Origin of the sequence: Leptolyngbya subtilissima AS-A7, from assembly GCF_039962255.1 — a bacterium.
Classification (GTDB): Bacteria; Cyanobacteriota; Cyanobacteriia; order Phormidesmidales; family Phormidesmidaceae; genus Nodosilinea.
Window position 1 is genome coordinate 219683 of sequence record NZ_JAMPKY010000011.1, and the last position, 22807, is coordinate 242489.

The 22807-nt window shown below is 57.1% G+C and carries 25 protein-coding genes; 8 read left to right on the forward strand and 17 right to left on the reverse strand.

All coding sequences use genetic code 11. The features are described from left to right. Nucleotides 1–150: 150 nt before the first annotated feature. Genes NC979_RS22155 through NC979_RS22170 form a run of 4 tightly spaced genes read left to right on the forward strand, consistent with a single transcriptional unit; the run spans nucleotide 151 to nucleotide 3551 of the window. Nucleotides 151–1023: a DUF4230 domain-containing protein gene (locus tag NC979_RS22155; RefSeq protein ID WP_190516130.1), complete on the forward strand. Its 873-nt coding sequence runs from the start codon at nucleotides 151–153 to the stop codon at nucleotides 1021–1023. Nucleotides 1024–1031: 8 nt separating this feature from the next. After that, nucleotides 1032–1832: a glutathione S-transferase family protein gene (locus NC979_RS22160; RefSeq protein ID WP_190516132.1), complete on the forward strand. Its 801-nt coding sequence runs from the start codon at nucleotides 1032–1034 to the stop codon at nucleotides 1830–1832. 3 nt (nucleotides 1833–1835) lie between these two features. Beyond that, complete coding sequence (locus NC979_RS22165; protein ID WP_190516134.1) at nucleotides 1836–3104, forward strand: FAD-binding oxidoreductase; 1269 nt, start codon at nucleotides 1836–1838, stop codon at nucleotides 3102–3104. A 48-nt stretch (nucleotides 3105–3152) separates the two neighbouring features. Continuing rightward, nucleotides 3153–3551, forward strand: a complete 399-nt coding sequence (locus tag NC979_RS22170; RefSeq protein ID WP_190516137.1) for a nuclear transport factor 2 family protein — start codon at nucleotides 3153–3155, stop codon at nucleotides 3549–3551. 43 nt (nucleotides 3552–3594) lie between these two features. On the opposite strand, the gene NC979_RS22175 is transcribed toward NC979_RS22170, so the two are convergent. From NC979_RS22175 to NC979_RS22210, 8 genes are all read right to left on the reverse strand, one after another. Further along, the gene (locus tag NC979_RS22175; RefSeq protein WP_190516140.1) at nucleotides 3595–4269 is read right to left on the reverse strand and encodes an SAM-dependent methyltransferase; all 675 of its coding nucleotides are present in this window, start codon (nucleotides 4267–4269) and stop codon (nucleotides 3595–3597) included. A 72-nt stretch (nucleotides 4270–4341) separates the two neighbouring features. Next, the gene (gene yfcF / locus NC979_RS22180) at nucleotides 4342–4980 is read right to left on the reverse strand and encodes a glutathione transferase (protein ID WP_190516142.1); all 639 of its coding nucleotides are present in this window, start codon (nucleotides 4978–4980) and stop codon (nucleotides 4342–4344) included. 69 nt (nucleotides 4981–5049) lie between these two features. After that, nucleotides 5050–5850, reverse strand: coding sequence for a hypothetical protein (locus NC979_RS22185; RefSeq protein ID WP_190516145.1), 801 nt, complete (start codon nucleotides 5848–5850; stop codon nucleotides 5050–5052). Nucleotides 5851–6017: 167 nt separating this feature from the next. Next, nucleotides 6018–6632, reverse strand: coding sequence for a chromophore lyase CpcT/CpeT (locus NC979_RS22190; RefSeq protein WP_190516147.1), 615 nt, complete (start codon nucleotides 6630–6632; stop codon nucleotides 6018–6020). A gap of 64 nt (nucleotides 6633–6696) precedes the next feature. Then, nucleotides 6697–7737 carry a calcium-binding protein gene (locus tag NC979_RS22195; RefSeq protein WP_190516150.1) on the reverse strand — a complete coding sequence of 347 codons (1041 nt, stop codon included), beginning with the start codon at nucleotides 7735–7737 and terminating at the stop codon, nucleotides 6697–6699. A gap of 194 nt (nucleotides 7738–7931) precedes the next feature. After that, nucleotides 7932–8780: an HAD family hydrolase gene (locus tag NC979_RS22200; protein ID WP_190516153.1), complete on the reverse strand. Its 849-nt coding sequence runs from the start codon at nucleotides 8778–8780 to the stop codon at nucleotides 7932–7934. A 102-nt stretch (nucleotides 8781–8882) separates the two neighbouring features. After that, nucleotides 8883–10025: an aromatic ring-hydroxylating dioxygenase subunit alpha gene (locus NC979_RS22205; protein WP_190516155.1), complete on the reverse strand. Its 1143-nt coding sequence runs from the start codon at nucleotides 10023–10025 to the stop codon at nucleotides 8883–8885. 51 nt (nucleotides 10026–10076) lie between these two features. Continuing rightward, nucleotides 10077–12032 carry an FAD-dependent oxidoreductase gene (locus NC979_RS22210; protein ID WP_190516158.1) on the reverse strand — a complete coding sequence of 652 codons (1956 nt, stop codon included), beginning with the start codon at nucleotides 12030–12032 and terminating at the stop codon, nucleotides 10077–10079. Between the two features lie 202 nt (nucleotides 12033–12234). Between NC979_RS22210 and NC979_RS22215 the strand changes: the two genes are divergently transcribed. From NC979_RS22215 to NC979_RS22230, 4 genes are all read left to right on the forward strand, one after another. Then, nucleotides 12235–13008, forward strand: a complete 774-nt coding sequence (locus NC979_RS22215) for an ABC transporter permease (protein ID WP_190516160.1) — start codon at nucleotides 12235–12237, stop codon at nucleotides 13006–13008. Between the two features lie 95 nt (nucleotides 13009–13103). Next, entirely contained in the window at nucleotides 13104–13865 is a 762-nt protein-coding gene (locus NC979_RS22220; RefSeq protein ID WP_347403895.1) for a glutamine amidotransferase-related protein, read from the forward strand. 76 nt (nucleotides 13866–13941) lie between these two features. After that, complete coding sequence (locus NC979_RS22225) at nucleotides 13942–14847, forward strand: NAD(P)-binding domain-containing protein (RefSeq protein ID WP_190516162.1); 906 nt, start codon at nucleotides 13942–13944, stop codon at nucleotides 14845–14847. 783 nt (nucleotides 14848–15630) lie between these two features. Next, on the forward strand, nucleotides 15631–15822 hold the full coding sequence (locus NC979_RS22230; RefSeq protein ID WP_190516164.1) for a DUF2949 domain-containing protein: 192 nt from the start codon (nucleotides 15631–15633) through the stop codon (nucleotides 15820–15822). A gap of 99 nt (nucleotides 15823–15921) precedes the next feature. Here NC979_RS22230 and NC979_RS22235 read toward each other — a convergent pair whose 3' ends face one another. The 9 genes from NC979_RS22235 to trpC all read right to left on the reverse strand — a co-directional run bounded on the left by NC979_RS22235 (nucleotide 15922) and on the right by trpC (nucleotide 22659). After that, on the reverse strand, nucleotides 15922–16062 hold the full coding sequence (locus NC979_RS22235) for a hypothetical protein (protein WP_199308692.1): 141 nt from the start codon (nucleotides 16060–16062) through the stop codon (nucleotides 15922–15924). A 281-nt stretch (nucleotides 16063–16343) separates the two neighbouring features. Beyond that, nucleotides 16344–17471: an NAD(P)/FAD-dependent oxidoreductase gene (locus NC979_RS22240; protein WP_190516167.1), complete on the reverse strand. Its 1128-nt coding sequence runs from the start codon at nucleotides 17469–17471 to the stop codon at nucleotides 16344–16346. Nucleotides 17472–17492: 21 nt separating this feature from the next. After that, nucleotides 17493–17939 carry a photosystem II protein PsbQ gene (gene psbQ / locus NC979_RS22245; RefSeq protein ID WP_242023892.1) on the reverse strand — a complete coding sequence of 149 codons (447 nt, stop codon included), beginning with the start codon at nucleotides 17937–17939 and terminating at the stop codon, nucleotides 17493–17495. Nucleotides 17940–18030: 91 nt separating this feature from the next. Then, on the reverse strand, nucleotides 18031–18909 hold the full coding sequence (gene folP / locus NC979_RS22250) for a dihydropteroate synthase (RefSeq protein WP_190516169.1): 879 nt from the start codon (nucleotides 18907–18909) through the stop codon (nucleotides 18031–18033). A gap of 116 nt (nucleotides 18910–19025) precedes the next feature. Continuing rightward, nucleotides 19026–19748, reverse strand: coding sequence for an ATP-binding cassette domain-containing protein (locus NC979_RS22255; RefSeq protein WP_190516171.1), 723 nt, complete (start codon nucleotides 19746–19748; stop codon nucleotides 19026–19028). Further along, nucleotides 19741–20400 carry an amino acid ABC transporter permease gene (locus tag NC979_RS22260; RefSeq protein WP_190516174.1) on the reverse strand — a complete coding sequence of 220 codons (660 nt, stop codon included), beginning with the start codon at nucleotides 20398–20400 and terminating at the stop codon, nucleotides 19741–19743. Before NC979_RS22260 ends, NC979_RS22255 begins: the two co-directional genes overlap by 8 nt. Before the next feature lie 23 nt (nucleotides 20401–20423). Next, a complete protein-coding gene (locus tag NC979_RS22265; RefSeq protein ID WP_190516176.1) occupies nucleotides 20424–21239 on the reverse strand; it encodes a transporter substrate-binding domain-containing protein in 816 nt (271 codons plus the stop codon). 196 nt (nucleotides 21240–21435) lie between these two features. Continuing rightward, complete coding sequence (locus tag NC979_RS22270; RefSeq protein ID WP_190516179.1) at nucleotides 21436–21705, reverse strand: DUF5340 domain-containing protein; 270 nt, start codon at nucleotides 21703–21705, stop codon at nucleotides 21436–21438. Between the two features lie 60 nt (nucleotides 21706–21765). Then, nucleotides 21766–22659: an indole-3-glycerol phosphate synthase TrpC gene (gene trpC / locus NC979_RS22275; protein WP_190516181.1), complete on the reverse strand. Its 894-nt coding sequence runs from the start codon at nucleotides 22657–22659 to the stop codon at nucleotides 21766–21768. Nucleotides 22660–22807: the final 148 nt, after the last annotated feature.

Below are 22807 nucleotides of genomic sequence, written 5' to 3' on the forward strand. Positions count from 1 at the left end.
CTCCACAACCTTCGCTTTCAACCTTAAATCCTGTCTAACCCGAGACCTGCGCCTAAAGATGACCCGTAAAAGAAAATACACTTGAACTATATTTCTCGTCTTCCTTAACCTTATCCATTTGTCCGTCCGCCTAGTACCTACTCCCCGCCCATGCGCCCTGCTCCTCCCGATCGCAAACTGCCCGACCCGCTGCCGCCGCGCTATGTAGACCCCAGCGTTCCGGCTGAGCCTTGGCCTACATCAACCCCGCAACCTGTGCCGCAGCAGCCTCGTCGATCGCCCTTCCGTCCCATTCGCACGGTTTTCAACGCGTTGATTGGTGGCGCGGTGCTGGTGGGTATTGCAGCAGGGGTTGGGTTTTGGCGATCGGGCGATCGCTTTCTCGAAGGCGTGCGCATCATGCTGACCCCGGCCCCAGCAGAGCCGCAGGTGGATGTCCGATCCGTCGTCGTTCAGCAGCTGCGGGGGGCCAGCGAGCTGACCACGGCGATTTTTGCCATGGAGGCGGTGGTACCGACCAAGAGCGATCGCACCTTGGCGGGCTACGTGATTGGTTCCACCAACCTTCTCTATATTGCCTACGGCGAAGTGCGGGCCGGTGTCGACCTAGCCGAACTTACCGCTGCCAATGTCCAGGTGAGCGGGGAGAACTCAATTCAGATCACCCTGCCGCCGCCCAAGATTCTTGACAGCAAAATCGATCTCAGCAAATCAAACGTGTTTGACTACAGCCGCGGTTTTTTAGGCCTTGGCCCAGATACCGCCCCCGAGCTACAAGAAAAAGCTCAGCAGGAGGCGCTGGTCAAAATTGAAGAGGCCGCCTGTAGCGAGGGTCTGCTGGCCGAGGCCAACCGTCGCGCCGAAATCACGGTTGGTCAGCTCCTGGCCACTGCCGGCTTTGAAACCGTCACCGTCACCACCCAGCCGCCGACTAATTCCGCCTGTGCAGCGCCTGCAAATAGCGATACAGTGTTACCGGGTTTACCAGTACCCAATTTGCCCCCTGAAGAACCTGGCCAATAAGGATTCCCATGCTAGAGCTGTACCAGTTTGAAGCCTCCTCTTTCGCCGAAAAGATTCGGCTGATTCTCGACTACAAGCAGGTGCCCTACCACAAGGTCGAAGTAACCCCCGGCGTAGGCCAGGTCGAAGTGTTTCAAATGTCGGGCCAGCGCCAGGTGCCGGTGCTCAAAGACGGTGAGCAGGTGATTCCCGACTCCACTGCGATCGCCCTGCACATCGAAAAAGCCTATCTCGACCGGCCCCTGATCCCTACCGAGCCCAAGCAAAAGGGTCTGTGCCTAGCGCTAGAGAGCTGGGCCGACGAGGCGATCGTGCCCAAAGCTCGCATTGTTATGGTCGGTGCTTTTAAGCAGCATCCCAACTTTCGCACGGCGTTATTGCCCAGCTTTACCCCCGCGCCCTTGCGCAGCCTGGTAGGTGCTCTACCCGGCGACTTGCTCAACCTAGTTGGTACAGGCGTCGGCTTTGGCCCCGACGACATTAAAGTCGCCACCGCTGGCCTGCGTCAGGATCTCGAAGCCCTGGTGCTGATGCTGCAAAACAGCCCCTACCTGCTGGGCGATCAACCCACCTTGGCCGACTTCGCCGTGGCCGCTGCCACCATGTACCTCAAGTTTCCCACCGCTCAATATGTCGATCTGCCTGAGGGCATCGGCGGTAAGGGTGTCCCCGGTATTGCCGATGTGCCCGAATACAAAGCCTTCTTTGACTGGCGCGCTCGCCTGTATGCCGAGTTTCGCACCGCTCGCACCAATGTGCCCCCCGCCACCGGTTCGGCCAGCGGCCCCACCCCCATCAGCATCGACTAGGGTATGGCTAACGTCGCTGATGCCTTAGGAGCCGTGGTCGGCAGCGACTGCATCCTCTCGCCCACCGCCCTCGATCTGCCGGAATACCTGACGCCGCAGGCTATTGTCTGCCCCACCACCGAAGCCGAACTGGCGGCGGTGATGGCCTGCGCCCACAAGCATCGCTGGCGGGTGGTGCCCTGCGGCAGTGGCAGCAAACTGTCCTGGGGCGGTCTAGGTGCTGGGGTGGATCTCGTCGTGAGTACGGCCCGCCTCAACCAGGTGATCGACCACGCGGTGGGGGACATGACCCTCACCGCCCAGGCAGGGACAAAACTAGCGGATCTGGCTCCCAGGCTAGCCACGCACAACCAGTTCCTCGCTGTGGACCCTGCCTATCCAGAGCGGGCGACTCTGGGGGGAATTGTGGCGACCGCCGACACCGGCAGCCTGCGCCAGCGCTACGGCGGCCTGCGGGATATGTTGATCGGTATTTCCTTTGTGCGCTTTGATGGGCAAGTAGCCAAGGCGGGCGGGCGCGTGGTCAAAAATGTCGCGGGCTATGACCTGATGAAGCTGCTCACCGGCTCCTACGGCACCCTGGGAGTGATTTCTCAGCTCACTTTTCGTCTCTATCCAGGCCAAGACACCTCTAAAACCGTAGTGGTTACTGGAGCGGCGGGGGAAATGGAAGCTTTGGTGAATGCTCTACGCCTATCGCCGTTGACCCCGGTAGCCCTCGATATCCTATCCCCTGCCCTAGCTAGCTATTTGGGCTATGGAGAATTTGCCTTGGTAGCTCGATTTCAATCTATTGCGCCGGGAGTAGACGAGCAGGTTGAGGCTCTCTTGGCTGTGGTGAGGCCAGCGCTATCTGCCCAGGTGTTGCAGGGCGCGGAGGATGAGCAAATTTGGGCAGGGGTCGGTGCTGCTCTCTTCCCTCAATCTGAGGAACAGAACGAGGCGATCGTGGCTAAAGTGGGTCTACCTCCAGCTAAGGTCGTGGCTTGGCTCGACCAACTGCCCTCGGGTAGCCTGGCGCGCATCCATGGCGGTAGCGGCATTGGCACAGTGCGCCTGGCAGCGGCTACGGCGGACATGGTGAAGGAATTGCGCAAGGGCTGCACCACTAACCAAGGCTATTTCACCCTGCTCGAAGCACCTCTTTCCCTGAAAAAATCAGTGGACGTGTGGGGTTACAGCAGCAACGCTTTGAGCGTCATGCAAGCGATCAAGGCGCAGTTTGACCCCCACAACGGTCTTAGCCCAGGGCGCTTTGTGGGCGGCCTTTGAAGCAAATTGGCTGCCTCTATAATCTAAAGACTGTTGCTTACCCTCTCCATGCCGGAAGCCAGCGTTCAGACATTGCGCGTTGCTGAGGTGGCGTTTCAGGCCTTTGCCCAAGGGCTAGCCAGTGGTGAATGGTCACCATTCTTAGACCAGCTCAGCGATGATTTTACCTTTTGGTTTCCAGCGGGTTCCTTTAAAGGCTTAAACCACGGAAAAGAAAAGGCGAAAGCATTTTTTGAACTGGTGTCTAGCCTGTTTCCGGAAGGTCTCACCCTGAACGTTATTCAAGTAGTCTCTAATTCGACAACGGTTATCTTTGAGGTCCGTTCATCAGGTTTAATGGCAGGGCATCCCTACGAAAATCAGGCTGCGATCGCCTTTGATGTTAGGGACGATAAAATTTGCGCTTACCGAGAGTATTTGGGCGTTGTGTTTCAGCTTAACCAATAGTTTTAGTTGAGGCTTAAGCCATCTGAATTGTTTGTAAGCTGCCTTATCGCACGATTCTCAGCATTTTATTGCCGCCTTTCTGAAACTCGTAGGCAACAGCCTCTATCTGGACGCTGTAACCTTTGCTGGAGAATTCCTCTAAGGCAATATCTAAATATGGACAGGGTTCACAGTTGAGTTGAATCAAAGGAAAAATCCGCACTTCGGACGCAACCCGCAGCAGCTCATGAATTGATGCGATATGGAAGTCAAGTGTCAGGTGCTCTGCATACAAAAACAATAAATGAGAGCATAGGCATAAATCAAATCGATCGTCGTCAAAATCTAAGCTTGGCAAAGCCTGGTGCAAATATCGGCCCTCAGCTTTTCCTAATTCATAATCTGATAAAAATTTCTCCATGGCGTTGAGACGAGCCTTGCCCAAATCATCAGCATCGCAAAAATTCTTCCAGACGTAGCGATCGGCATTTTGCTTGACTTGAGAAATGATTGATTGGTAAGTGGCTCGCACCCGTTGCTCAATTTGCTCAGCCGAAAACTGATACACCGGGTCGATAGATATAACGGATCGCGTGAGTTCTGTCATCTCAGCATTAAAGCTGGCTGGACCATCGCCACAGCCGAGAATTTTCAGAGTTAAATCTGCCTCTGACAGACTAAACATTGCCTTATATTCATCTAGCGTTCGGCCCCAGGGAACAATCTCGCTGAGTTTCATGGGTGGAGAATCAGTCTCGAAACGGTAGTTCAGGGTGAGAAGCTAGTGTGCCATAGCAACCTGCACAACGGGTCAAACTGCTTTAGATTGCGCTAGCCAGGCTTGTACCGACGGTCGTTGCCACTGGTGCTCCACGTACTCTACCAGCGGTGCGGGCACGCGATCGCCATTAGCAACCAGCTGATTGAGCATGAGCGCCAAATCGGTGTCGGCAATGCACCACTGACCAAAGAGCGAAAGGCGATGGTCTTTAAGTAAAGCTTCTGCCGCTTGAAACAACGTCTCAACCGCGACTCGCGCTCCGTCTGACAGGGGCAGGTCGCAGGGCTGGTGGAAGATAACCGTTGTCGGTCGCTCGTCGCGAATGGATAGCAGATCGCTGCGCAACCAGGCCTGCACCTGTCGCGCTCTGGCCCTATCCCTAGGATTTTGTGGGTAAATGGCTGTGTACGTGGGCGGCGGGAAACTCTCTTCTAAATATTCTGTGATGGCGGACGACTCTGACAGGGCAAACTCGCCATGCTCAAGGGTTGGCACTCGACCGGTGAGGGAGCGCTGCTGGTAATTGGCTTGTCGATTTTCCTGGGTGGCTAGGTCAATGCAGACTAGGTCGTGGGGGAGCCCCTTCTCTTGTAGGGCTACGAATGCAGATAGCGCGTAGGGACTGGTGAACTGAGCATCGACAAATAGCTTGGGGTCAGAATTGCCCATGCTTTCCTCCGGGAGAGTTGATGGTATCGCTAAAACTGTAAGGTGCTAACCAGTTTCTTCCCCAGTAATCTAGCGCTTCAAAATCCAGTTCACTAAGGGAATAGCGGCTTTAGCTGGGAGGGGCTGAATGGCAAAGCGAAAAGGCAGCAGCAGCATGATCGGTCGGCCCCCGCGGCCGCTAAAGGGTGTTAGCTGCACCACTAGGTCGAGGGAATAGTTACGGAGGGGCTCTTTGAGGTTGGCCATTTTGGGGATGTCGACCACTGGCGCAGCCTGCTGAAGCACCTGGTTGTCGGGGCTGCGATCGAAGCAGTCTTCGCTGACCACGACGGTGCTGAGATACTGGTTGGGGTTGACTGCGCTGGCTACCTGGGGCGCGGCCAGGTCGAGGCGCATGCCGGGGGTGTGGCGAATCACCCGACGAATTTCGTTGGTCATGCGGCTGATGGAGCTGCGGTCCCAATCAATAGTCACCTGAACGGCCCGGCTTTGATTAACCACCTGCACCGTGAGCCCTTTTACGGGCTGGAGCGGGTGAGGCCCCTGGGGCAGCACCTGCACCGTAATTTGACCTTCGTCAGGTTCGTCTGGCTGGTCTTCCGTGGAGGCGAGGCTTCTGGGTTCGGGCACCACTAGGCTGAGGGCGACGGCCTTGCCCAAGGCTCCTTCTCCGGGCTGAAGCACGGTGGCGGCGGTTTCGGCAAAGCCCTGACGCACCAGCTGCGATCGCACGCTGCTCTCTAAACTAACGACGTCTGGCACCAGCACTACCTGGTCTTCGAGTTCTTCCTCAATCGACAGTGCCATCTTATAGACCACATAGCCCATGCAGATGAAGTACACCGTCAGAATCAGGATGTCGATCTCCATGGGGGCCGGTAAGAAGGGAAACGTTGGACGGTAAAGGAATAGGGACGATTTTTAACTGGCGATCGCAAAGCGTCCCCAGTTAAAGCCTTAACGGCTTCAAACATCGCTCAAGGGTAGCATCGATGGCTGCCTTGCAAGCAGCGAGAACGCCCTGGTTTACCAGCGCCCTACGCTGGCAGCGCAAAGGCGCTTTGCTTCACCAGCTGAAATGGCCCCATCAGAGGTCCCCAAGTGGGTTTGTCAGTATCGGGGTCAACGCCCCGATCCTCCAGGTACAGCACCATGGGGCTGTTGGCTGCGGGCGACTCGGGGCCCAGATCAAACTTGAGCCGCACGTAGGTGGTGATGCCGTTGGCGGTAAAGCTGCACAGGCTATTCCCCGGCAAGCGAGCGCTAAAGGTTTGGCTGGCCGGCTGATACTCAATCGCCACTCCACAGGTGGGCAGAGCAATTAGATCGGCGCGGGTGAGGGAGGCGAGGCGATCGGGTTGGGTAGCTGCACCACTGTAGGCGATCGGGTCGGGCAGCGCATAATATTGGCCCCAGAGCTGACCGTCGCGGGTGGTAAGGTGCAAAATGCGCTGGCGATAGGGCGGGTTCCCCGAGGCCACACTGATTTGCTCAATAAAAAAGCTGTACCCTTCACCAAATAGGGCAATGGGTAGCGGCCGTTGCCACAGCCGCAGATGCAAAAACCAGGTTGGGTCTGCCAGAGATTGCTGACGATTGTCAAACTCTCCAGCCATGTGGGTGGCCAGCTGATGCAGCAGGGCCTCGCTCATAACATTACCGCGATCTCTCTAGCCCCGATGCTACCGGAAAGTGGGGCAACTGGTGCGGCTAGACCTACTTCAGTATGGGCAACCCGACAGGTGGGGTGAAGGTGAGGTTAGCGGGGGTGATGGTGTCGGCCTCAACCCCCAGCAAAATGGCCTCGGTGGTGGTCTGACCCAAGGGCGTGCTCACCTGCACATGGGTATCGGCCCCCACCTGCACAAATTCCAAAAGGCTTAGTAGATCTCTACCGACAAACGGAGACTGAGCTGCAATCAGGCTAAAGTCAAGCAAGTCTCCCTCGGCGGCGTTAAAGTCAACCAAGGTATCTGGCGGGGTCGTAGCGCCGGTAGCAGCTAGCGTGTTGAGCCTAAAAATATCGGCACCGCTACCGCCTACCAGCACGTTGGCGCCACCCCCGCCGTCAAGCACATCGTTGCCGGGGCCGCCCATCAGCAGGTCATCCCCCTCGCCGCCCTCCATCGTGTCATTGCCCGCCCCACCAAACAGGCCATCGTCACCGGCCCCACCCACCAACGTATCGTTGCCGAGACCGCCAAAGGCCAGATTTTGGCCTGCTCCTGTCAAAACCAGGTCGTCGCCGTTCAGGCCAAAGACGGCGTCATTGGCAGTGGTGCCAATAAGAAAGTTTTTGCCGTTGCTGCCCTGCACTAGGGTGAAAACTTGGTTGGTGGCGGGTTGCTCAGTTCCAACTGGGGGAGCTAGGGGCTCGGCGGCAAAGAGTCCGTCTATGGTGGTGGGGAAAAGGTCTGGTGAGGCAGTAACTGGAGACCGGGTGCCATTGGATAGGTCAACTTCGTAGAGGGCGGGGGTGCCGTTGCTGGTTTGACCATAGAAAAAGAAATTGTCTACCGTTGCCAAGGTCGTGTCGGCAGAAACCTGCGCCTGAGGCACTGCGTCGATTGCCAAGGCCGTTCCAGCGATCGCTTCGCCTAGACCTGCTATCGGGGAAGGCGCTATGGGTGTGGTCGCGACCTCTACGATAGGAACTGCCGTCTCGCCGGGCACCTCGGTGGGGGCAGCGGGCTCTTCTAGAATGACGGGCTCTATTGCAGGGACGGTTTTAGGCGGGGGGACAAAGAGGTCAGACATAGGAGCACGGGCAAAAACAACAGCAGAGGGTGAAGCTAGGGCTGTAAATTCGAGCGAAGCGCGATCGCTGGGCGCTGGGTTCTATTCCACATTCTGGCGTGGGGGCTAAAATCCGGAAAAAATGGCTTGGTATCGATACGAACAATTCAAGCGATCGCCCCAGTGGTCAAGATTCCGTAAAATTACGGTGAATCCTAGGCTACATTGCTGGGGTCTACCGATACCCACTTCTCGAATGGGCCGAAAAACTGAGCCAGGGTAATTAGGTGAATCTTGCTTGCCGGTGTAGCGTTCATAGAGTGTCCACGAAGGGGAATCGCGCGATCCGCCGCTGTGTTGTAACCCCAGTCGGCCAAAAACAGCCCCACATCGCCTAGATCGGGCTGGGCCTGCACCGCTTGTAGCGCGTTCACTCGGTCTTCCACAAACCAGAGGTTGGCTCCCGGTTGAACGGCTTTAATCTGCCGCAGCGTCTCGTACTTGGGCCGTTTGACCTCTTTACCCAGAATCCGATGGATTGGCTCGGGACCTAGGGGGCCATTGCCGGGCAGCACAACGCCGCTCTTGGCCAGCAGCTGCTGAATAAACCGGCCTTCCTTAGTTGAAACAATGACTAACTCTACCCCTGCTGCTATCGCCTGCTGGAGGCGATCGATCACGCCGGGGTAGAAGCGCTGGTAGCTCAGCCAGTCCTCAACATCGGTTTGAATCCAGCGATCGCGCACCCCATCCACCGCTTTGCCAATGGTGGCAGGCTCGACCCCCGCCTGGGCCAGCAACTGCGGCACGAGTTCAGCCCAGCGATCGAGAATATCGCCATCGGCCACCCCAGACATCAGTCCGTAGAGCACCAGCGGCATTTCCCACCCCGTTTCGACCACAGGTCGCAGCGGATAGAAGCGCTCCGCCAGCCCCTCCGGCGGTACCCCCGCGCCCGGTTCAAACACCTCGCTGTAGGCCCGCCAGGCCGTTTGAAAATACTCCCGCAGCCCGTCGCAGACCACGCCATCAAAATCGAGCGCCAGAATATCGGGGCCAGCCATAGGGGTAAGGGATTTGTAGGGATTTACGGTACAAGGTACAGGTTACAGGGCCACATCCTAAACCCCAAACCTTAAACCCTTCACCGTCCACCCATTCACCCCCTACTCCCCCACTCCCCCACTTCCCTCCGCCTGCTGCCCAATCAACTGCTGCACCGCCGTCAGGGCTCGGTTCAGTTCCGGGCCTCGATAGGTGGGGTGCTGCTCAAAGGCCTGCTGCTCTTGCTCCAGCATCAGCACGTCTTCGCGCACCAGCCGTCGCAGCACAAAGCTCGCCGAGTTGGTAAAGGCCCGTTTAACAAACCGCCGCATGGCTAGCGGGGTTTTGTGCAGCTTCGGAAATCGCTCTAGGGAAGTAAAGTGCAGCAGGTAGGCGCGGGTGTGGGTCTCGCTCACCGGGCAAAACAGGCAATAAATGACGAAGTCATCGCCCAGGGTCGATCGCCAGTGGGGGTAATAGTAATAGACATCCAGCGGCTCGGGGTGCAGCTGACGCAGGGCCGGAATGACGAGCTGGCTGGCTGACCAAATTTTGTCGATGCGGTAGTAGCTCTCGGCGTCGTAATGGGCATGGACGTGGGTCTCGTCAGCCGCTAGCTCGACCAGCACCGGGTTGGCCCATACCTGGGCACCGCCGTGCAGGTGACCGTGGTACATGTCCATTAAATTCTCAATTAAGAATGAGTAATGGGCCTGCACGTCGATGGTGGTCAGCGAGCCGATGAAGTTGAGATGCTCCCACTCGGGCACGCCCATCGGGTCAACCTGATCCGCCAGAGCCGCTTCACCAGAAAACAGCCAGATAAAGCCGTCCCGCTCTTGCACAGGGTACTGCCGCAGCTGGCAGGTGGGCAGCTTTTGCTGGGGCTCTAGGTAGGGCACGTGGGCGCAGCTGCCGTCGGGGGCAAACTGCCAGCCGTGGTAGGCGCAAGCAATGTTGTTGCCCTCAACCGTGCCCTCGCTGAGTTTGACTTGGCGGTGGGGGCAGCGGTCTTCGACAGCGATGGGGGTGCCAGTGCGATCACGATATAGCACAATCGGCTGGTGCCACAGGTTCACCGCTAGGGGCTGAGTGCCCAGTTCCTTGCTCTGGGCCACCACGTACCAGTGGTTGAGGTTAATTCCCAGTTGTCGCAGGGGGCGTTTCGGGGTCGATGTCACCTCTGAATCTGAGGAATTCTGGCTGCTGCCCGGCTCAGGCTGTTCGAGGGTTGTGATCGTTGCTTCTCTTTCTAATCCGTCCATCTCACACCTGTCCTATCGCTGCAAATCATCTGCCTATGCCGAGGATGACCCCTAAATCTTCAGCACTCCTTCGGGATTGACCGAAAGAATGGGGCGGCGCTGCACCCCTTCACGCTGCAAAATGGCGTTGGCTGCCAGCAACCCGCTGCTCACCGCCCGCTCCATCAGGCCGCAGGGGAAGGGCATGCGCACCCAGTCGCCGGCAAACAGCAGGTTATCGACGGCAGTGGCGGTTTGGGGGCGATTGGGAAAGCTACCGGGGGGAAACCCGGCAAAATTCTTTTGGTTCACCAACTGGCGGTGCAGCACGGTTGCGCCCTTTAGCTCAGGCACAATCTCGTATAGCTCGGCCTCAAAGGTGTCGAGAATATCGGCCTGGGTGGGAAATTCTTTCTCCTTATAGCAGTAGGCGTGCAGCTCGACGACGCTGCCCCCAGTGCGCTCACCCCAGGCAATGTAGTCGTCTTGAATGCGGTGGTAGAGGGTAATGCTGTCGGTGAGTCGGTAACCCGAGAGCGAGGTAAACCAGCTGTGCTGCCAGTCAAAGTCGCGATCGAGCCAGAAGCGGCCCACGGCAAAGGGATCAGCCACCTGGAGCTGATCGATCTGGGAGACTAGGGTGGGTTCTACCTCGCCGTCGGATAGCGAAAATAGCGCTTTGATGCCGGGAATGTCGGCGGCCATGACGTAGTAGTCGGCGGTGAGGTCGTGGGCGACATTGGGGATGCCATCGACGTTGGCGGCGATTAGCTGGATGCGATCGCTCTCTCGCTGCAAGACCTCAAACGTTGTCAGATTTTCCCGCGCAGGGCCGGCCAACACTGCGCCGTCGCTTGCGTAGGCGGCCCCGTGGCAGGGGCAAAGGTAGCCCTCAGTCGTCGTGGTTACCTGGCGCTGCACGCTACAGCCCTGGTGGGTGCAGGTCAGCGATAGCGCGGTCTTGGCCCCTGGGGCAACGGAGTAGACGCTGTCGCCGGCGCCGAAATATTCCATTTGGTCTGAACTCAGCAGGGGGTTGCGATCGACCCAGAAGGGCACTGGGTTAACGGCAACGCTGCCTTTTTGATAAGTCACCCCAGATATCTTGCCTTCTTGCCAGCCCACCTGGCTGACGGTCACACCGGTCAGCACCTGGCCGCCGTTGGCTTGGATAGCCTCAACCATGGGGTCGACCAGCGATCGCCCCATGTCTTGACGGGTACCGTTGAAGGCCAGCCCCTCAGGGTTGCCAAAGAAGTAGAAGTGAAAGAACTGCATCAGTTCCCCGGCGCTCAACACATCGGGAGAGTTGAGGCTTGACTTGGCGAAGGGCAAAAAGTAGAGGTCGTAGAGTCCGCGCGGGAAGTCGTTGCCCACCCACTCGGTTACCGACATTTGATCGAGGCGCTCGTAGGTTTGAGGATTACGGAAGCCGGTGATCTCGCGAAACACCTGGAGATGCTTGAGGTGGGTGAGGTTGATGCCCCACTCCAGCCGGTTGGAGGAGGAGATCGCCAGATCGACGATATTCCACGGAAACGCCGAATTGCTGGGGCGAAAGACTTCGGGGTCGTAGTGGTTTTTGTAAACCAATGAATAGTAGTCGAGGGACTTGAAATTCTGCTGAATGCTTAGCTCGTCAACCAGGCTAAACAGGTTGTAGTACTGCGGGAAAAAGCCGTGGAAGCCGTGCTCCATCATGAAGGAGTCGTCGCCTACCTGGATCGGCCAGCTGGCGATTTTGCCACCCAGCTGGGGCGATCGCTCTAGCAGCGTCACCGCTACGCCGCGCTGGCTGAGCTCGTAGGCGGCCGCCAGCCCTGCTAGGCCACCGCCAATCACCACCGCTGTAGTAGGCTTGCTGACCTGGGCGGGCAGTTCGAGGCGATCGCGCTGAAACACCGTGGGCTGGGGTTTGCTCAGGCGCGAATAGCTCAGTAGTGCTGCTATCCCCCCAACGCCAAACAGCTTGAGGACGTTGCGACGGGCCAGGGTTTGGGCAAACAGCCCCTCTAAGGATTGACTCATCTGAAGTTGTAGGCGTTGCTTGGGTCAAACTCGCTTGGGGGTGTTCCCCTAGGTGTGTGGAGAGCGACTTGGGCATTAACGGTAACACAGTCTCTCGGCCAGGAGAGGGGCATGTGGCGCTCCCGGTCAGAGGAGGCTGCAACCCGCGTGAAACCTGTTAAAGACTGTAGTATTAAGTTGCCTTTACAGTCTACTCATCCTGATGAAATACGCGCGAGAAACCCTGGCGGTTGCCCAGCGAATCTTAGTCGAGCTGTGGCGGCGACGGCGCAGTCTGGTTTTTTGGGCAATTTTCCCGGTTATTCTGCTAATTCTGAACAGTTTAATTTTGCAAGAGCGGTTGCAGATTACCTTGGCCGAGGCCTACACCCAGGCGGCTCCCTCGACCCTGGTGGGGGCGGCGCTGTTCTTTAGCGGGCTGGGGGGCAGCGTGGCTACGGTAGTCTCAGAGCGGGAGCAGAAGACGCTAAAGCGCCTGTTTTTGTCGCCCCTGAGCGGGGTGTCGTATTTTTTAGGCATTTGCCTAGCCTACGGGGTGATTGGGCTGGCTCAGGCGGCCTTGGTCTATGCGATCGCCCTCTCCCAGGGGGCCACCCTCGACGGCAACCCCTTCGCCAACCTGCTAATTGTGGTGCTTAGCATTGCCGCCTACGTGGGGGTGGGGTTTGTGTTGGGCACCCAGCTGGCCCGCCGCACCGAAGACGTCAACGCCCTAATTGCGGCTTTTGGCATTCCGCTGATGATTTTGGGGGGCACCTTTTTGCCCACGGCGTTTTTTCCGGATTCCCTGGCCCAGCTCACTCGGTACAACCCCATCTACCACATGATCGAAGCCCTCTCGGGGGTGGTAGTCGAGGGCAGTACTCTATCAGAGGTGGGTGAGCATGTGGAGTTTTTGGGGCTGTTTGCGATCGCCATGGTGGTCGCCGGCTGGCTGGCCTACCGTCGTATGGTGCAGGTTGAGCGTCAGCTCTAGGGGTTGCTAGGCGCACTCCGCTTCCCTGGCTGAAACGATACAGTGGTAAATATGCCTGCCCAGTCCTACAGTTGCCAAACGCATTGCGCCCCTTCGTGAGTTCCAATTATCCAGTTTTAGCGGTTACGCACCAGCCCACCTCAAACCCCGGTCGGGTGGGACAGGTGCTACAGGAGCTGGGATTTGATCTTGATATTCGCTGTCCGGCTGCCGGACAGCCATTGCCCACCACCCTAGAACACCACAGCGGTACGGTGGTATTTGGTGGCCCCATGAGCGCCAACGACGAGCATCTAGACTTTATTGGCCAAGAGCTCGACTGGATTGCCCTCGCCCTCGCCGCCGAAAAACCCTACCTGGGCATTTGCCTAGGAGCACAGCTGCTGGCTCGCGCCCTGGGTGCCTCCGTCACGCCCCACCCCACAGGCCAGCGCGAAATCGGCTACTACCCCATTCTGCCGACCCCAGCAGGCCAAGGGGTGTTTCCCGGTCCGCTGATAGTTTATCAGTGGCATCAGGAGGGGTTTACGCTGCCGGTGGGCAGCCAGCTGCTGGCCACTGGCACCACCTTTCCGCACCAGGCTTTTGGCTACGGCAAGCGGGCCTACGGGTTGCAGTTTCATCCCGAAATTACCCCTACTATGGTCAACCATTGGACGACCGAAGGAGCCGACCAGCTGTCTTACCCCGGTGCCCAGGGGCGGGCCTACCACCTGAGCCAGCATCGCCTCTACGGCGCCGCAGTGGAGCACTGGCTGCGGCAGTTTTTGGCGGACTGGTTGGGGATCACCACCCAGTCCGAGATTCCAGGGGGGCAGTACCGTCCTATTCATCGCAGCGCCCAAGGGATTGTCTAACGTTTACGGTTGTGGCCCACAAGCTATGGCCGCAACTGGCTAAATCGTTCCATTTTCAAGCAGGAGGACAGCGCAGGTGAATATTGGGGTAATTGGCACCGGGTTAATGGGGTCGCCCATGGCCCTCAGGCTGCTGTCGGCAGGCCACAAAGTTTGGGTCTACAACCGCACTCCAGAACGGCTCATACCTCTAGAGCTGGCGGGGGCAAAGGTCTGTGCCACGCCCCTAGCGCTAATTCAGAACGTGGAAGCCGTTATCTTTATGGTCACCAATGGGGAGGCAGTGCGATCGCTGCTTGAATCCATGGGTTTGGGCGATCGCGAAGCGTCCTCAGCGGAGAATCGCTCATCGCCCCTCGCCCACAAAGCCATCATTCAAATGGGCACCATTGCCCCTACCGAAAGTCAGCAGCTCGGCCAAATGGTGGCCCAAGCCGGGGGCACCTACCTGGAGGCCCCAGTCCTAGGCAGCATTTCCGAAGCTAAAAACGGCAAGCTGATCATCATGGCCGGAGCTGAAAACGAGGCTTATCAACGCTGGCAGCCTCTGCTGCAATGCCTGGGCACTACCCTCTACCATGTCGGCCCCGTGGGCAGCGCCGCCACCCTCAAGCTGACCATGAACCAGCTGATTGGCTCGCTCACCGCCGCCTTTGCCCAAAGCCTGGGGCTGGTGCAGTCGGCCGGTATCGATGTCGATACTTTCATGGCGGTGTTGCGCCAGAGCGCCCTCTACGCCCCCACCTTCGACAAAAAACTGCACCGCATGCAGACTCGGCAGTTTGCCGACCCCAACTTCCCGACTAAACATCTGCTAAAAGACATGGGGCTGTTTGTGTCCGCCGCTAAGGCTGCTGGACTCTCCCCCTTCCCTGCCGAAAGTGTGCGTCAGCTGGTCGAGCAGGCCGTGCAGGCCGGTTTTGACGACGATGACTACGCTGCCCTATTCAATATCGTCAGCCCCTTACCCAAACCGGAATAGGGTAGGTCTTCGAGGAAAACTCGGCCGTCTCTGTCCGAGGAACCTGGGTTCGAAACCAAGCGGTATGCCGCTGCGCGCTCCGTCGGGATGGTCTGCATCACCTCGAAATGCTATTGCAAATGTTCATTGGATTAGGACAGACTCGACGTAGGGGCATTGCAGCGCAATGCCCCTACCAGGGGATTGCGCCTGTCAAGGTGTCCTGACTAAATCAACTGCTGCAATATGCCTCTAGCCCGTCAAGCCTGAGTAGACAGCTCCAAATGCCAAGATTTAAGCCTAGCGGGCATTTTTTACTCTTCTATTTTCGTTCTTTTGCTAAATGCACCATTGCGCCATCCCGATTTTTGCTAAGGGCAGTGGCTGAGAGCCTAAGCACAGTAGCCATAGCTATGCTTAAAGCCAACTTCAGTAGGCAAACTTCCCTACGACGAGAGTTTGGTCAAAATTGTTCGGAAGTTTGACAAATGTTACAGGTTTCAACATTCCGTAAAGCTACATCCGAGTTTTTATGTTATTTTTGGGCATCTTTTATCACAGCCAACGGTGACAACTACTGAAGCGTTGCCTTGTGAAAATTAAGGATCGAGAGGTAATTATCTCTCAGTAACCCCACAATGGCGGTGAGTCTCTTCCATTGCGAGAGGGAGCACCTATCGGCGGCGATGTGATAAAAGTTCAGTTAATCCATCGTGAAATTGATGTTGCCACGGATGCATCCTTGTGTAAAATCGTGGGCAATATCTGCAAACCCTAGCCCCCCCTTGAGGAGGTGAGACTTATATGACGGTGAGCACTCAACCCAATCTCATTCGGTTTCTACAGGACGAATTAGCCATTTCGACGGCCTCAATTCAAGTCGCTTTAAAGCACAGCGAGCAAGACCCTGGCCCGTTACCCATGATTCTGTGGCAGTACGGCTTGATAACCCTAGAGCAACTAGAGCAGATCTATGACTGGATGGAAGCGGCATAAGCCAAAGGCACCCCTGCCTAAATGTTGAGAGGCGTAGCATTAGCTGCGCCTCTTGCCGTTTTTGGGGGCGCTTCTAGAAATTCACTCGAATACCAGGAGCTACAGGTCAGCTACAGCCACCTCCCATGCCAGCAGCAGGTCGGGCAGTGTCAGGCGATCGCCATCTGTCAAAAGAATTGCCTCATCCCCAGCTCGATACACCTCTACACACCGAGCTTCAGGATTAACGAGAATGCCCACCTACGTACCCAGGGCCAGAAAATCTTGGATTTTGCTCCGCAGATTCGTCAGTTTGTCCGTTGGCGATTTCACTTCGACCATCAAGTCGGGGGTAAGTTCCGCGAAGGACCGAGGGCTATGCTACCGCCGCCCAGCTTTGATGAATGAAACACTGGGACGCGGGTATCAGCGTTAGGCAGCATAGAACCAGTGCCTCGACCGAGTTGATGGGGTTCTAATTCGTGAGCCGTTAGCGTCATGGACTTAACCCTCACAGCACAGGTGTTGTTCGATCATGATCATCAGCCTAATTGCTCTAAAACGTCGCGGATTGCTAGAGCAGTAGCAGGGGCAAGGAGCACGCCATTGCGGTAGTGGCCGGTTGCCAGCCAAATATTGCTGTAGCCCGTCAAAGATTGGATAACTGGAGCAGCCTGGCCCTGGGGCCGGGGACGGAGGCCAGACCAGCGATGGGTAATCTTGCCTGCTGCTAGAGCTGGGCAGTAGGCTACTGCACTGGCTAATACCTCATCTAGCCGCTCGGCCTCAGGCTTGATGGTCAGGACTTCGTCTAATCCGGTATCGGGTGGAAACTCTACCGTGGCTCCAACCCAATAGTCGCCGTTGCCTAGAGGCACTAGGTGGATGTCGTTGCCGTTGACCACGGGCTGAAAGTCGAGATTGCCTAAGGGTTCTTCTAGGTGGAGACGGAGAGCTTGGCCCAGCACGGGACCAATGGAGGTTGGTTGGTGGAGAGTTTGCGTGAGAGGGAGAGTGCCTAAACCCGCTGAGAGAACGATCGCATCCGTTGCAAAGCTCTGACTCGGTGTATGCACAGCGGTACAGCGACGGTCTTCCTGGAGTGAAGCCTCCACCGCAGCCCCATCAAACCCCACCACGGGCTGGCCAAAGTGGAACTCAGCCCCGTTCGCCTGGGCACCGTCTACCAGCGCCAGCGTGAGATCGGTAGGATTGACCTGGAAATCTTGGGGCGAGTAGATGCCAGCGACGACTCCAGTGGTGTTGAGGTGGGGACAGCGATCGCTCACCTGCTCCGGTTCCCACAACTCCAGCTCATACCCCTGTTGGTGGCGAATTGCCTGAAGCGATCCCCACCGAGGCAAGTCCTCCGCCGCAAAACACAGGCTGAGAATGCCCTGGGTATTGTGCTGAATCGTTCGCCCTGTCAACGCTTCCAGTTCTGGAATTAGGGTGTGATAGCGCTTCAAGCTGCGCTCTCGCAGTTGCCAATTGCGGCCTTTCACCTTGTGGCTAATCACCGCCATGCCCACTCCCAGAGCGGCAGCGGTGGAACCCTGGGCTGGGGCCGTCTGATCGATCACCGTGACCTGAACCCCTTGGCAGAGGCTCAGCTCGTAGGCGATCGCGGCCCCTACAACGCCGCAGCCAATGATGGTGATGTGCTTCAAGGGAGGGTGAGCTGAGTCGGTCTATTGAAACGTCGGCACCAGACTCAGGAATGCGTCAAAGTCATCTAGAGCATTGCGATACTCTTGACCGGCAATCACCTGCTGGTTGTTAGCTGCGGCCTCGTCTAGGCGCTCTAGGTGAGTGTAAATCTCTTTGGCAAGAGACTGGGCTTGGGGTTTGTCTTTGGTTAGCAGTGTGCCCGCCAGCCGGTTGACCCGCGTCCGCATTTCGCCCATGGGGCCGTGGATGAAGCTCTGCACGTTTACCCAGTCTTTCTGTTGAATGTAGCCCTGAAGCTCGGGGAAGCGATCGCGCAGCTCGGCCACAGCAGGGGTATACAGCTCCACCTGCTGCAATAGCTCTGGGGTATAGGTCGTCGGTATCTTGGCCGCTGGGCCACCGCAGGCCACCAGACAGGAGGCCACTACCGCTAGCAAAATTCCCAAAAGAGGTCTGAAGCGTCCCATAGTTAACCTTTGCGCTCTCTACATCAGTCGTCTGTATTTTACGCCGCTATGGGCTTCTTACAAACCTATTAAACTCTGCCATGGGTGGGGTTTAATAGGTTCCTCGCCATACCGCGTCAGCCACTCGGCAGACATCATGCATCTCCGCCCCATCGTGGACACGGATGATATCAGCCCCACCAGCGATCGCCGCACAGCAAGCCGCCGCCGTGCCCCACACCCGCTGCTGGGGGTCGGGCTGGTCTAAAATCCAACCAATAAAGCTCTTGCGGGAGGGACCCACCAGCAGCGGCCGCCCCAGATCGCGGAACCGACTGAGCTGCCGCAGCAGTTCTAGGCTTTGGGCAGAGGTTTTGGCAAAGCCTAGACCAGGGTCAACGGCAATTTTGCTGGGTTTAACGCCAACGGCGATCGCCGCTTCGATCTGGTGCTGCAAAAACTCGTGAATCTCGCCCACCAGATCGTGGTAGTCGGTGCGCTGCTGCATGGTTATTGGAGTGCCCCGCAGGTGCATAATCATGATCGGAACACCTAGGTCAGCCACCGTCGAGAGCATGCCATTGTCGTAGGTGCCCGCTGAAATGTCGTTGACAATGTCGGCCCCAGCCTTGACTGCCGCTCGCGCCACCGACGACCGGGTAGTATCCACCGAGATAATCGCTTGGGCTAGGGTGTCGTCGTCATCGCGACGGATGGCCTCAATCACCGGAATCACCCGTTCCAGCTCTTCGGTACGGGAGATCGACTCGGCGCCAGGCCGGGTAGACTGACCGCCAATGTCGAGAATATCGGTGCCATGGTGCACCAGATGGCGCGCCTGAGCCACAGCTCGCTCAACGGTGTTAAACTGGCCGCCGTCGCTAAAACTGTCGGGGGTGACGTTGAGCACCCCCATCAGGTAGGTGCGGCTGCCCCAGGTCAAGGTGCGATCGCGAATTTTCCAGGGAGACGGCACCGTAAGCACAGACATGATAATTACTCAGCTAGACCTCTGCCTAGCTTAGACGAATTAGGGGGTTGGGCGTTGGGTTTTGGGTCAGGGGTATAGGGCTTGGCCTACACCCTATACCGTGCACCCTGAACCCTCTACAACACCTTCTCTAAGAACTGCTGGGCACGATCGCTCTTTGGGGCGCTAAAGAATACATCGGGCGGTGCGTCTTCCACCAGGTAGCCACCGTCGAGAAACAGCACCCGGTTAGCCACCTCGCGGGCAAAGCCCATCTCGTGGGTCACAATCGCCATGGTGATGCCCGTTCTAACCAGTGCCTTCATCACATCCAGCACTTCTTTAACCATTTCGGGGTCAAGGGCGCTGGTGGGCTCGTCAAACAGCATCACATCGGGCTCCATGGCCAGGGCGCGGGCGATCGCCACCCGCTGCTTTTGCCCACCCGACAGCCGCGAGGGATACTGGTCGGCCTTCTCCGAAAGGCCCACTTTGTCTAACAGATCCATGGCAATTTTGCTGGCGTCAGCCTTCGAGAGCCCCCGCACCTTCATCGGTGCGTAGGTGAGGTTGCCCATCACCGTTTTGTGGGGAAACAGGTTGAAGTGCTGAAACACCATGCCCACGTTCTGGCGCACCTTAAGAATGTCGCACTTAGGCGACGTGATGTCGACGCCACCGACAAAGATGTGTCCGGCTGTGGGCACCTCTAGTAGATTGATGCAGCGCAGCAGGGTCGACTTACCCGATCCTGAGGGGCCGATAATGGCTACCACTTCTCCACTGTCTACTTCGGTAGAAATATCCTTCAGCACCTCCAGCGGCCCAAAGGATTTAACCAAATGTTCGATTCTAATCACTGCGGCGCATCCTCCGCTCAAGAACGTTAGCAGCCTGGGTCAGCCCCATTACCATGACGTAATAAATTACCCCTACCACCAGCAGCGGCTCAAAGTAGAGGAAGGTTTGCCCCGCCACCACCTGGGCCCGCCGCATCAGGTCTAATACTCCAATGGTAGACACCAGGGCCGAATCTTTTAGTAGCGCAATGGTCTCATTCACCAGGGCGGGCAGAATGTTTTTAAAGGCCTGGGGCAAAATAATGTCGAGCATCATTGGCCTGTATGGCACCCCGAGAGACATGGAAGCCTCCCGCTGCCCTTTATCCACTGCCATAATGCCGGCCCGAATGGTCTCAGAACTGTAGGCCGCCGAGTTGAGCGAAAAGGTAAACACCCCCGCCTCGATCGGCGTAATCTTATAGCCAATTAGCTGGGGGGTGGCAAAGTACACCAGCGCCAGCTGCAAAATCAGCGGCGTACCCCGAAAAATTGAGGTGTAAAACTCCGCAAACCACCGCAGCGGCTTGATGTTGGAAATCTTGAGCAGCGATAGCAGAGTGCCTAGGGTAAACCCAAATAGGGCTGACAGCACCGTGAAGCGCAGGGTAACTAGAATGCCATTCAGGATGAAGGGCAGCGATGGAATAATTTGGCCGAAGTCTAAGTTCATAGGGTTAGGGTGATAGGGCTCAACTACTCAGCCCTGTCGCCAAACCACTTGACGATCAGCTCTTCCATCATGCCGCTCGACTCCATTTCGGCCAGCACTCGATCAAATTCGCTCACCAACTCAGAATCTTTGGGAAATGCGATCGCAGAACCCGCTGGCCCCTCTTCGGGAATTTCTACCGCTTCCAGGTCGGGGTTGTTGGCCAAAAAGCCCTCGGCCACGGTGTCTTCGATGATGGCGGCATCGATGCGGCCTGACTTGAGTTCTTGAACGATTTCGTTGATGCGGTTTAGGGGCGACAACTTCACGTTGGGCACGGTCTCTACCAGCTCGTTAGCTAGCTCCTCCTGAATGGAGCCCAGCTGCACACCCACGGTTTTGCCGCTTAGGTCTTCGGGAGACGCGATTCCACCCCCCGACTGAAACACGATAGTCTGCTTGGCGTCGTAGTAAATCTCAGAAAAATCGACGTTTTGCTTGCGCTCTTCGGTAGGGGTCATGCCCGCCATGACAAAGTCGGCCCGTCCCGCCTGTAACGCCGGAATCAGGCCGTTAAAGTCAATGTTGGTAATCTCCAGCTCATAGCCCAGCTCTTCAGCAATGTGACGGGCAATATCGACGTCAAAGCCGACGATTTCTTCAGCACCGCCAGCGGTTTCGACAAACTCGTAGGGAGGGTAATCAGCGGAGGTCGCCATGGTCAAAACGCCACTGCCCGCCTGGTCATCCCCAGCTGCCCCGTCGCCTCCAGCAGATTGGCCGCCCCCGCAAGCTGTAGTAAGACCCACAGTAGCCAGAGCAACAGCGGCAGTGGATGCCAAAAACCAGCGTCGTTTCATGGTCTTTCCTCACAAACTTCTCGGGGCGATGGGGCTGGGTTGCCCTGTTAGCAGCAACACTGTAGAACAGGGGTGCGATTTTTAACCAGCACCCGACGATGGATATCTATACAGCCCCAAAGTGAACTTAATATAGTCTGCAGAGAAAAAATCCCACTAGAAGTAGGAAAAACTACCGTTTTGCCAAGTCTTGCTCCTAGGGAGCGACATCCTTAGGCAAAAAATGATCGCCCAACTGGTTGGTTGACCACTGATATTCAACGTCGATTTTGACCTGTCTGCAGGTTTCTTCGAGCTGGCGCTGCTGCGACAGAGCCTTGCGCAGGGCAACGATCAACTCCTGCACCTGCACCCGAATCTGAGGATTTTGGTAGGCCACCGACATAGTTTGCTGCTCTAGCAGTCGTAGCAGCAGTTCGTAGTGAATATGTGAAGGGAGTGGGAGCGGTTTGCCTAGATTTGCCATTGCGGTGCCCCAGGGTGAGATCTGTTGATTAAACCAGGAAGTCGTTAAAGACTTCAGTATCTAGCCCGTGTTTTTTTCATAAAGCTGGTCAATGGCCAGCCCTGGGTCGGGTTGCCGAATCAGCGACTCGCCCACCAGCACAGCCCCCACTCCGGCCGCCGTTACCGCCTGCAGGTCGGCTGGGGTGTGAATGCCCGACTCGCTGACCACCAGGGCATTGCTAGCGGCAAGGGCCTCGTGCCGCGCCGCGATCAGCTCAGCGGTGGTCTCTAGGCGGGTGGTAAAGGTTTCTAGATCGCGGTTGTTAATGCCAATCAGCGCCAGATTTGGCACCGCCAGCACCCGATCCAACTCCTCCAGGGTGTGAACTTCAACCAGCACCGCCATCCCCAACGCTTTAGCAATCTGTGCAAAGTAAACCAGATCTTGGTCAGAGAGAATGGCGACAATCAGCAGCACCGCGTCGGCCCCCTTAGACCGCGCCAGATACATTTGGTAAGGGTAGATGATGAACTCTTTACACAGCAGTGGCAGGTCAACCACTTCCCGAATCTGGGTTAGGTAGTCAAAGTCTCCCTGAAAGAAGGTTTTGTCGGTGAGCACCGAAAGGCAGGTGGCCCCGTGAGCGGCGTAGGTTTGAGCGATCGCCACCGGGTCAAAGTCAGGCCGCATCACCCCCTGGCTGGGAGAGGCCTTTTTTACCTCAGCAATCAGCGCTGGAGTAGTGCGGCCGGCGCGCAGAGCGGCAACAAAGTCGCGGGGCGGGGGGGCATCGAGCACCTGCCGCTGTAAATCGGCTAGGGGTAGGCGCTCCCGCAGCTGAGCAACCTCTGTCTCCTTTTGCCAAACAATTTCTTCTAATATATTTCGCGGTTCAGCATCGTCCACTTTAATTTGATACTGCAAGTGTTTAACCGCAACAGCGGGGTTGGGAGGGCGGCGGCGAATCTTCATCTTTGGAATTTATATTGGCGATTTTGAACGTTAGGGTGGGCATTGCCCACCCCTGTTTGGGCTAATTACCAGTTTCTAAATTGTAGGGTGGACATCACCGCCGTCGCTTGAGCGCACCATCAAACCGTCAAGTCACTGCCCGGTCGAT

Coding starts and splice junctions, on each gene's coding strand:
- NC979_RS22175 (WP_190516140.1), bottom strand. CDS start 4,269: ATGAAACTCAGCGAGATTGTTCCCTGGGGCCGAACGCTAGATGAATAT.
- NC979_RS22260 (WP_190516174.1), bottom strand. CDS start 20,400: ATGAACTTAGACTTCGGCCAAATTATTCCATCGCTGCCCTTCATCCTG.
- NC979_RS22200 (WP_190516153.1), bottom strand. CDS start 8,780: ATGGCTGGCCCCGATATTCTGGCGCTCGATTTTGATGGCGTGGTCTGC.
- NC979_RS22265 (WP_190516176.1), bottom strand. CDS start 21,239: ATGAAACGACGCTGGTTTTTGGCATCCACTGCCGCTGTTGCTCTGGCT.
- NC979_RS22210 (WP_190516158.1), bottom strand. CDS start 12,032: ATGAGTCAATCCTTAGAGGGGCTGTTTGCCCAAACCCTGGCCCGTCGC.
- NC979_RS22205 (WP_190516155.1), bottom strand. CDS start 10,025: ATGGACGGATTAGAAAGAGAAGCAACGATCACAACCCTCGAACAGCCT.
- NC979_RS22190 (WP_190516147.1), bottom strand. CDS start 6,632: ATGAGCGAGGCCCTGCTGCATCAGCTGGCCACCCACATGGCTGGAGAG.
- yfcF (WP_190516142.1), bottom strand. CDS start 4,980: ATGGGCAATTCTGACCCCAAGCTATTTGTCGATGCTCAGTTCACCAGT.
- NC979_RS22215 (WP_190516160.1), top strand. CDS start 12,235: ATGAAATACGCGCGAGAAACCCTGGCGGTTGCCCAGCGAATCTTAGTC.
- NC979_RS22165 (WP_190516134.1), top strand. CDS start 1,836: ATGGCTAACGTCGCTGATGCCTTAGGAGCCGTGGTCGGCAGCGACTGC.
- folP (WP_190516169.1), bottom strand. CDS start 18,909: ATGTCTGTGCTTACGGTGCCGTCTCCCTGGAAAATTCGCGATCGCACC.
- NC979_RS22270 (WP_190516179.1), bottom strand. CDS start 21,705: ATGGCAAATCTAGGCAAACCGCTCCCACTCCCTTCACATATTCACTAC.
- NC979_RS22230 (WP_190516164.1), top strand. CDS start 15,631: ATGACGGTGAGCACTCAACCCAATCTCATTCGGTTTCTACAGGACGAA.
- NC979_RS22185 (WP_190516145.1), bottom strand. CDS start 5,850: ATGGAGATCGACATCCTGATTCTGACGGTGTACTTCATCTGCATGGGC.
- NC979_RS22160 (WP_190516132.1), top strand. CDS start 1,032: ATGCTAGAGCTGTACCAGTTTGAAGCCTCCTCTTTCGCCGAAAAGATT.
- NC979_RS22155 (WP_190516130.1), top strand. CDS start 151: ATGCGCCCTGCTCCTCCCGATCGCAAACTGCCCGACCCGCTGCCGCCG.
- trpC (WP_190516181.1), bottom strand. CDS start 22,659: ATGAAGATTCGCCGCCGCCCTCCCAACCCCGCTGTTGCGGTTAAACAC.
- NC979_RS22195 (WP_190516150.1), bottom strand. CDS start 7,737: ATGTCTGACCTCTTTGTCCCCCCGCCTAAAACCGTCCCTGCAATAGAG.
- NC979_RS22170 (WP_190516137.1), top strand. CDS start 3,153: ATGCCGGAAGCCAGCGTTCAGACATTGCGCGTTGCTGAGGTGGCGTTT.
- psbQ (WP_242023892.1), bottom strand. CDS start 17,939: ATGGGACGCTTCAGACCTCTTTTGGGAATTTTGCTAGCGGTAGTGGCC.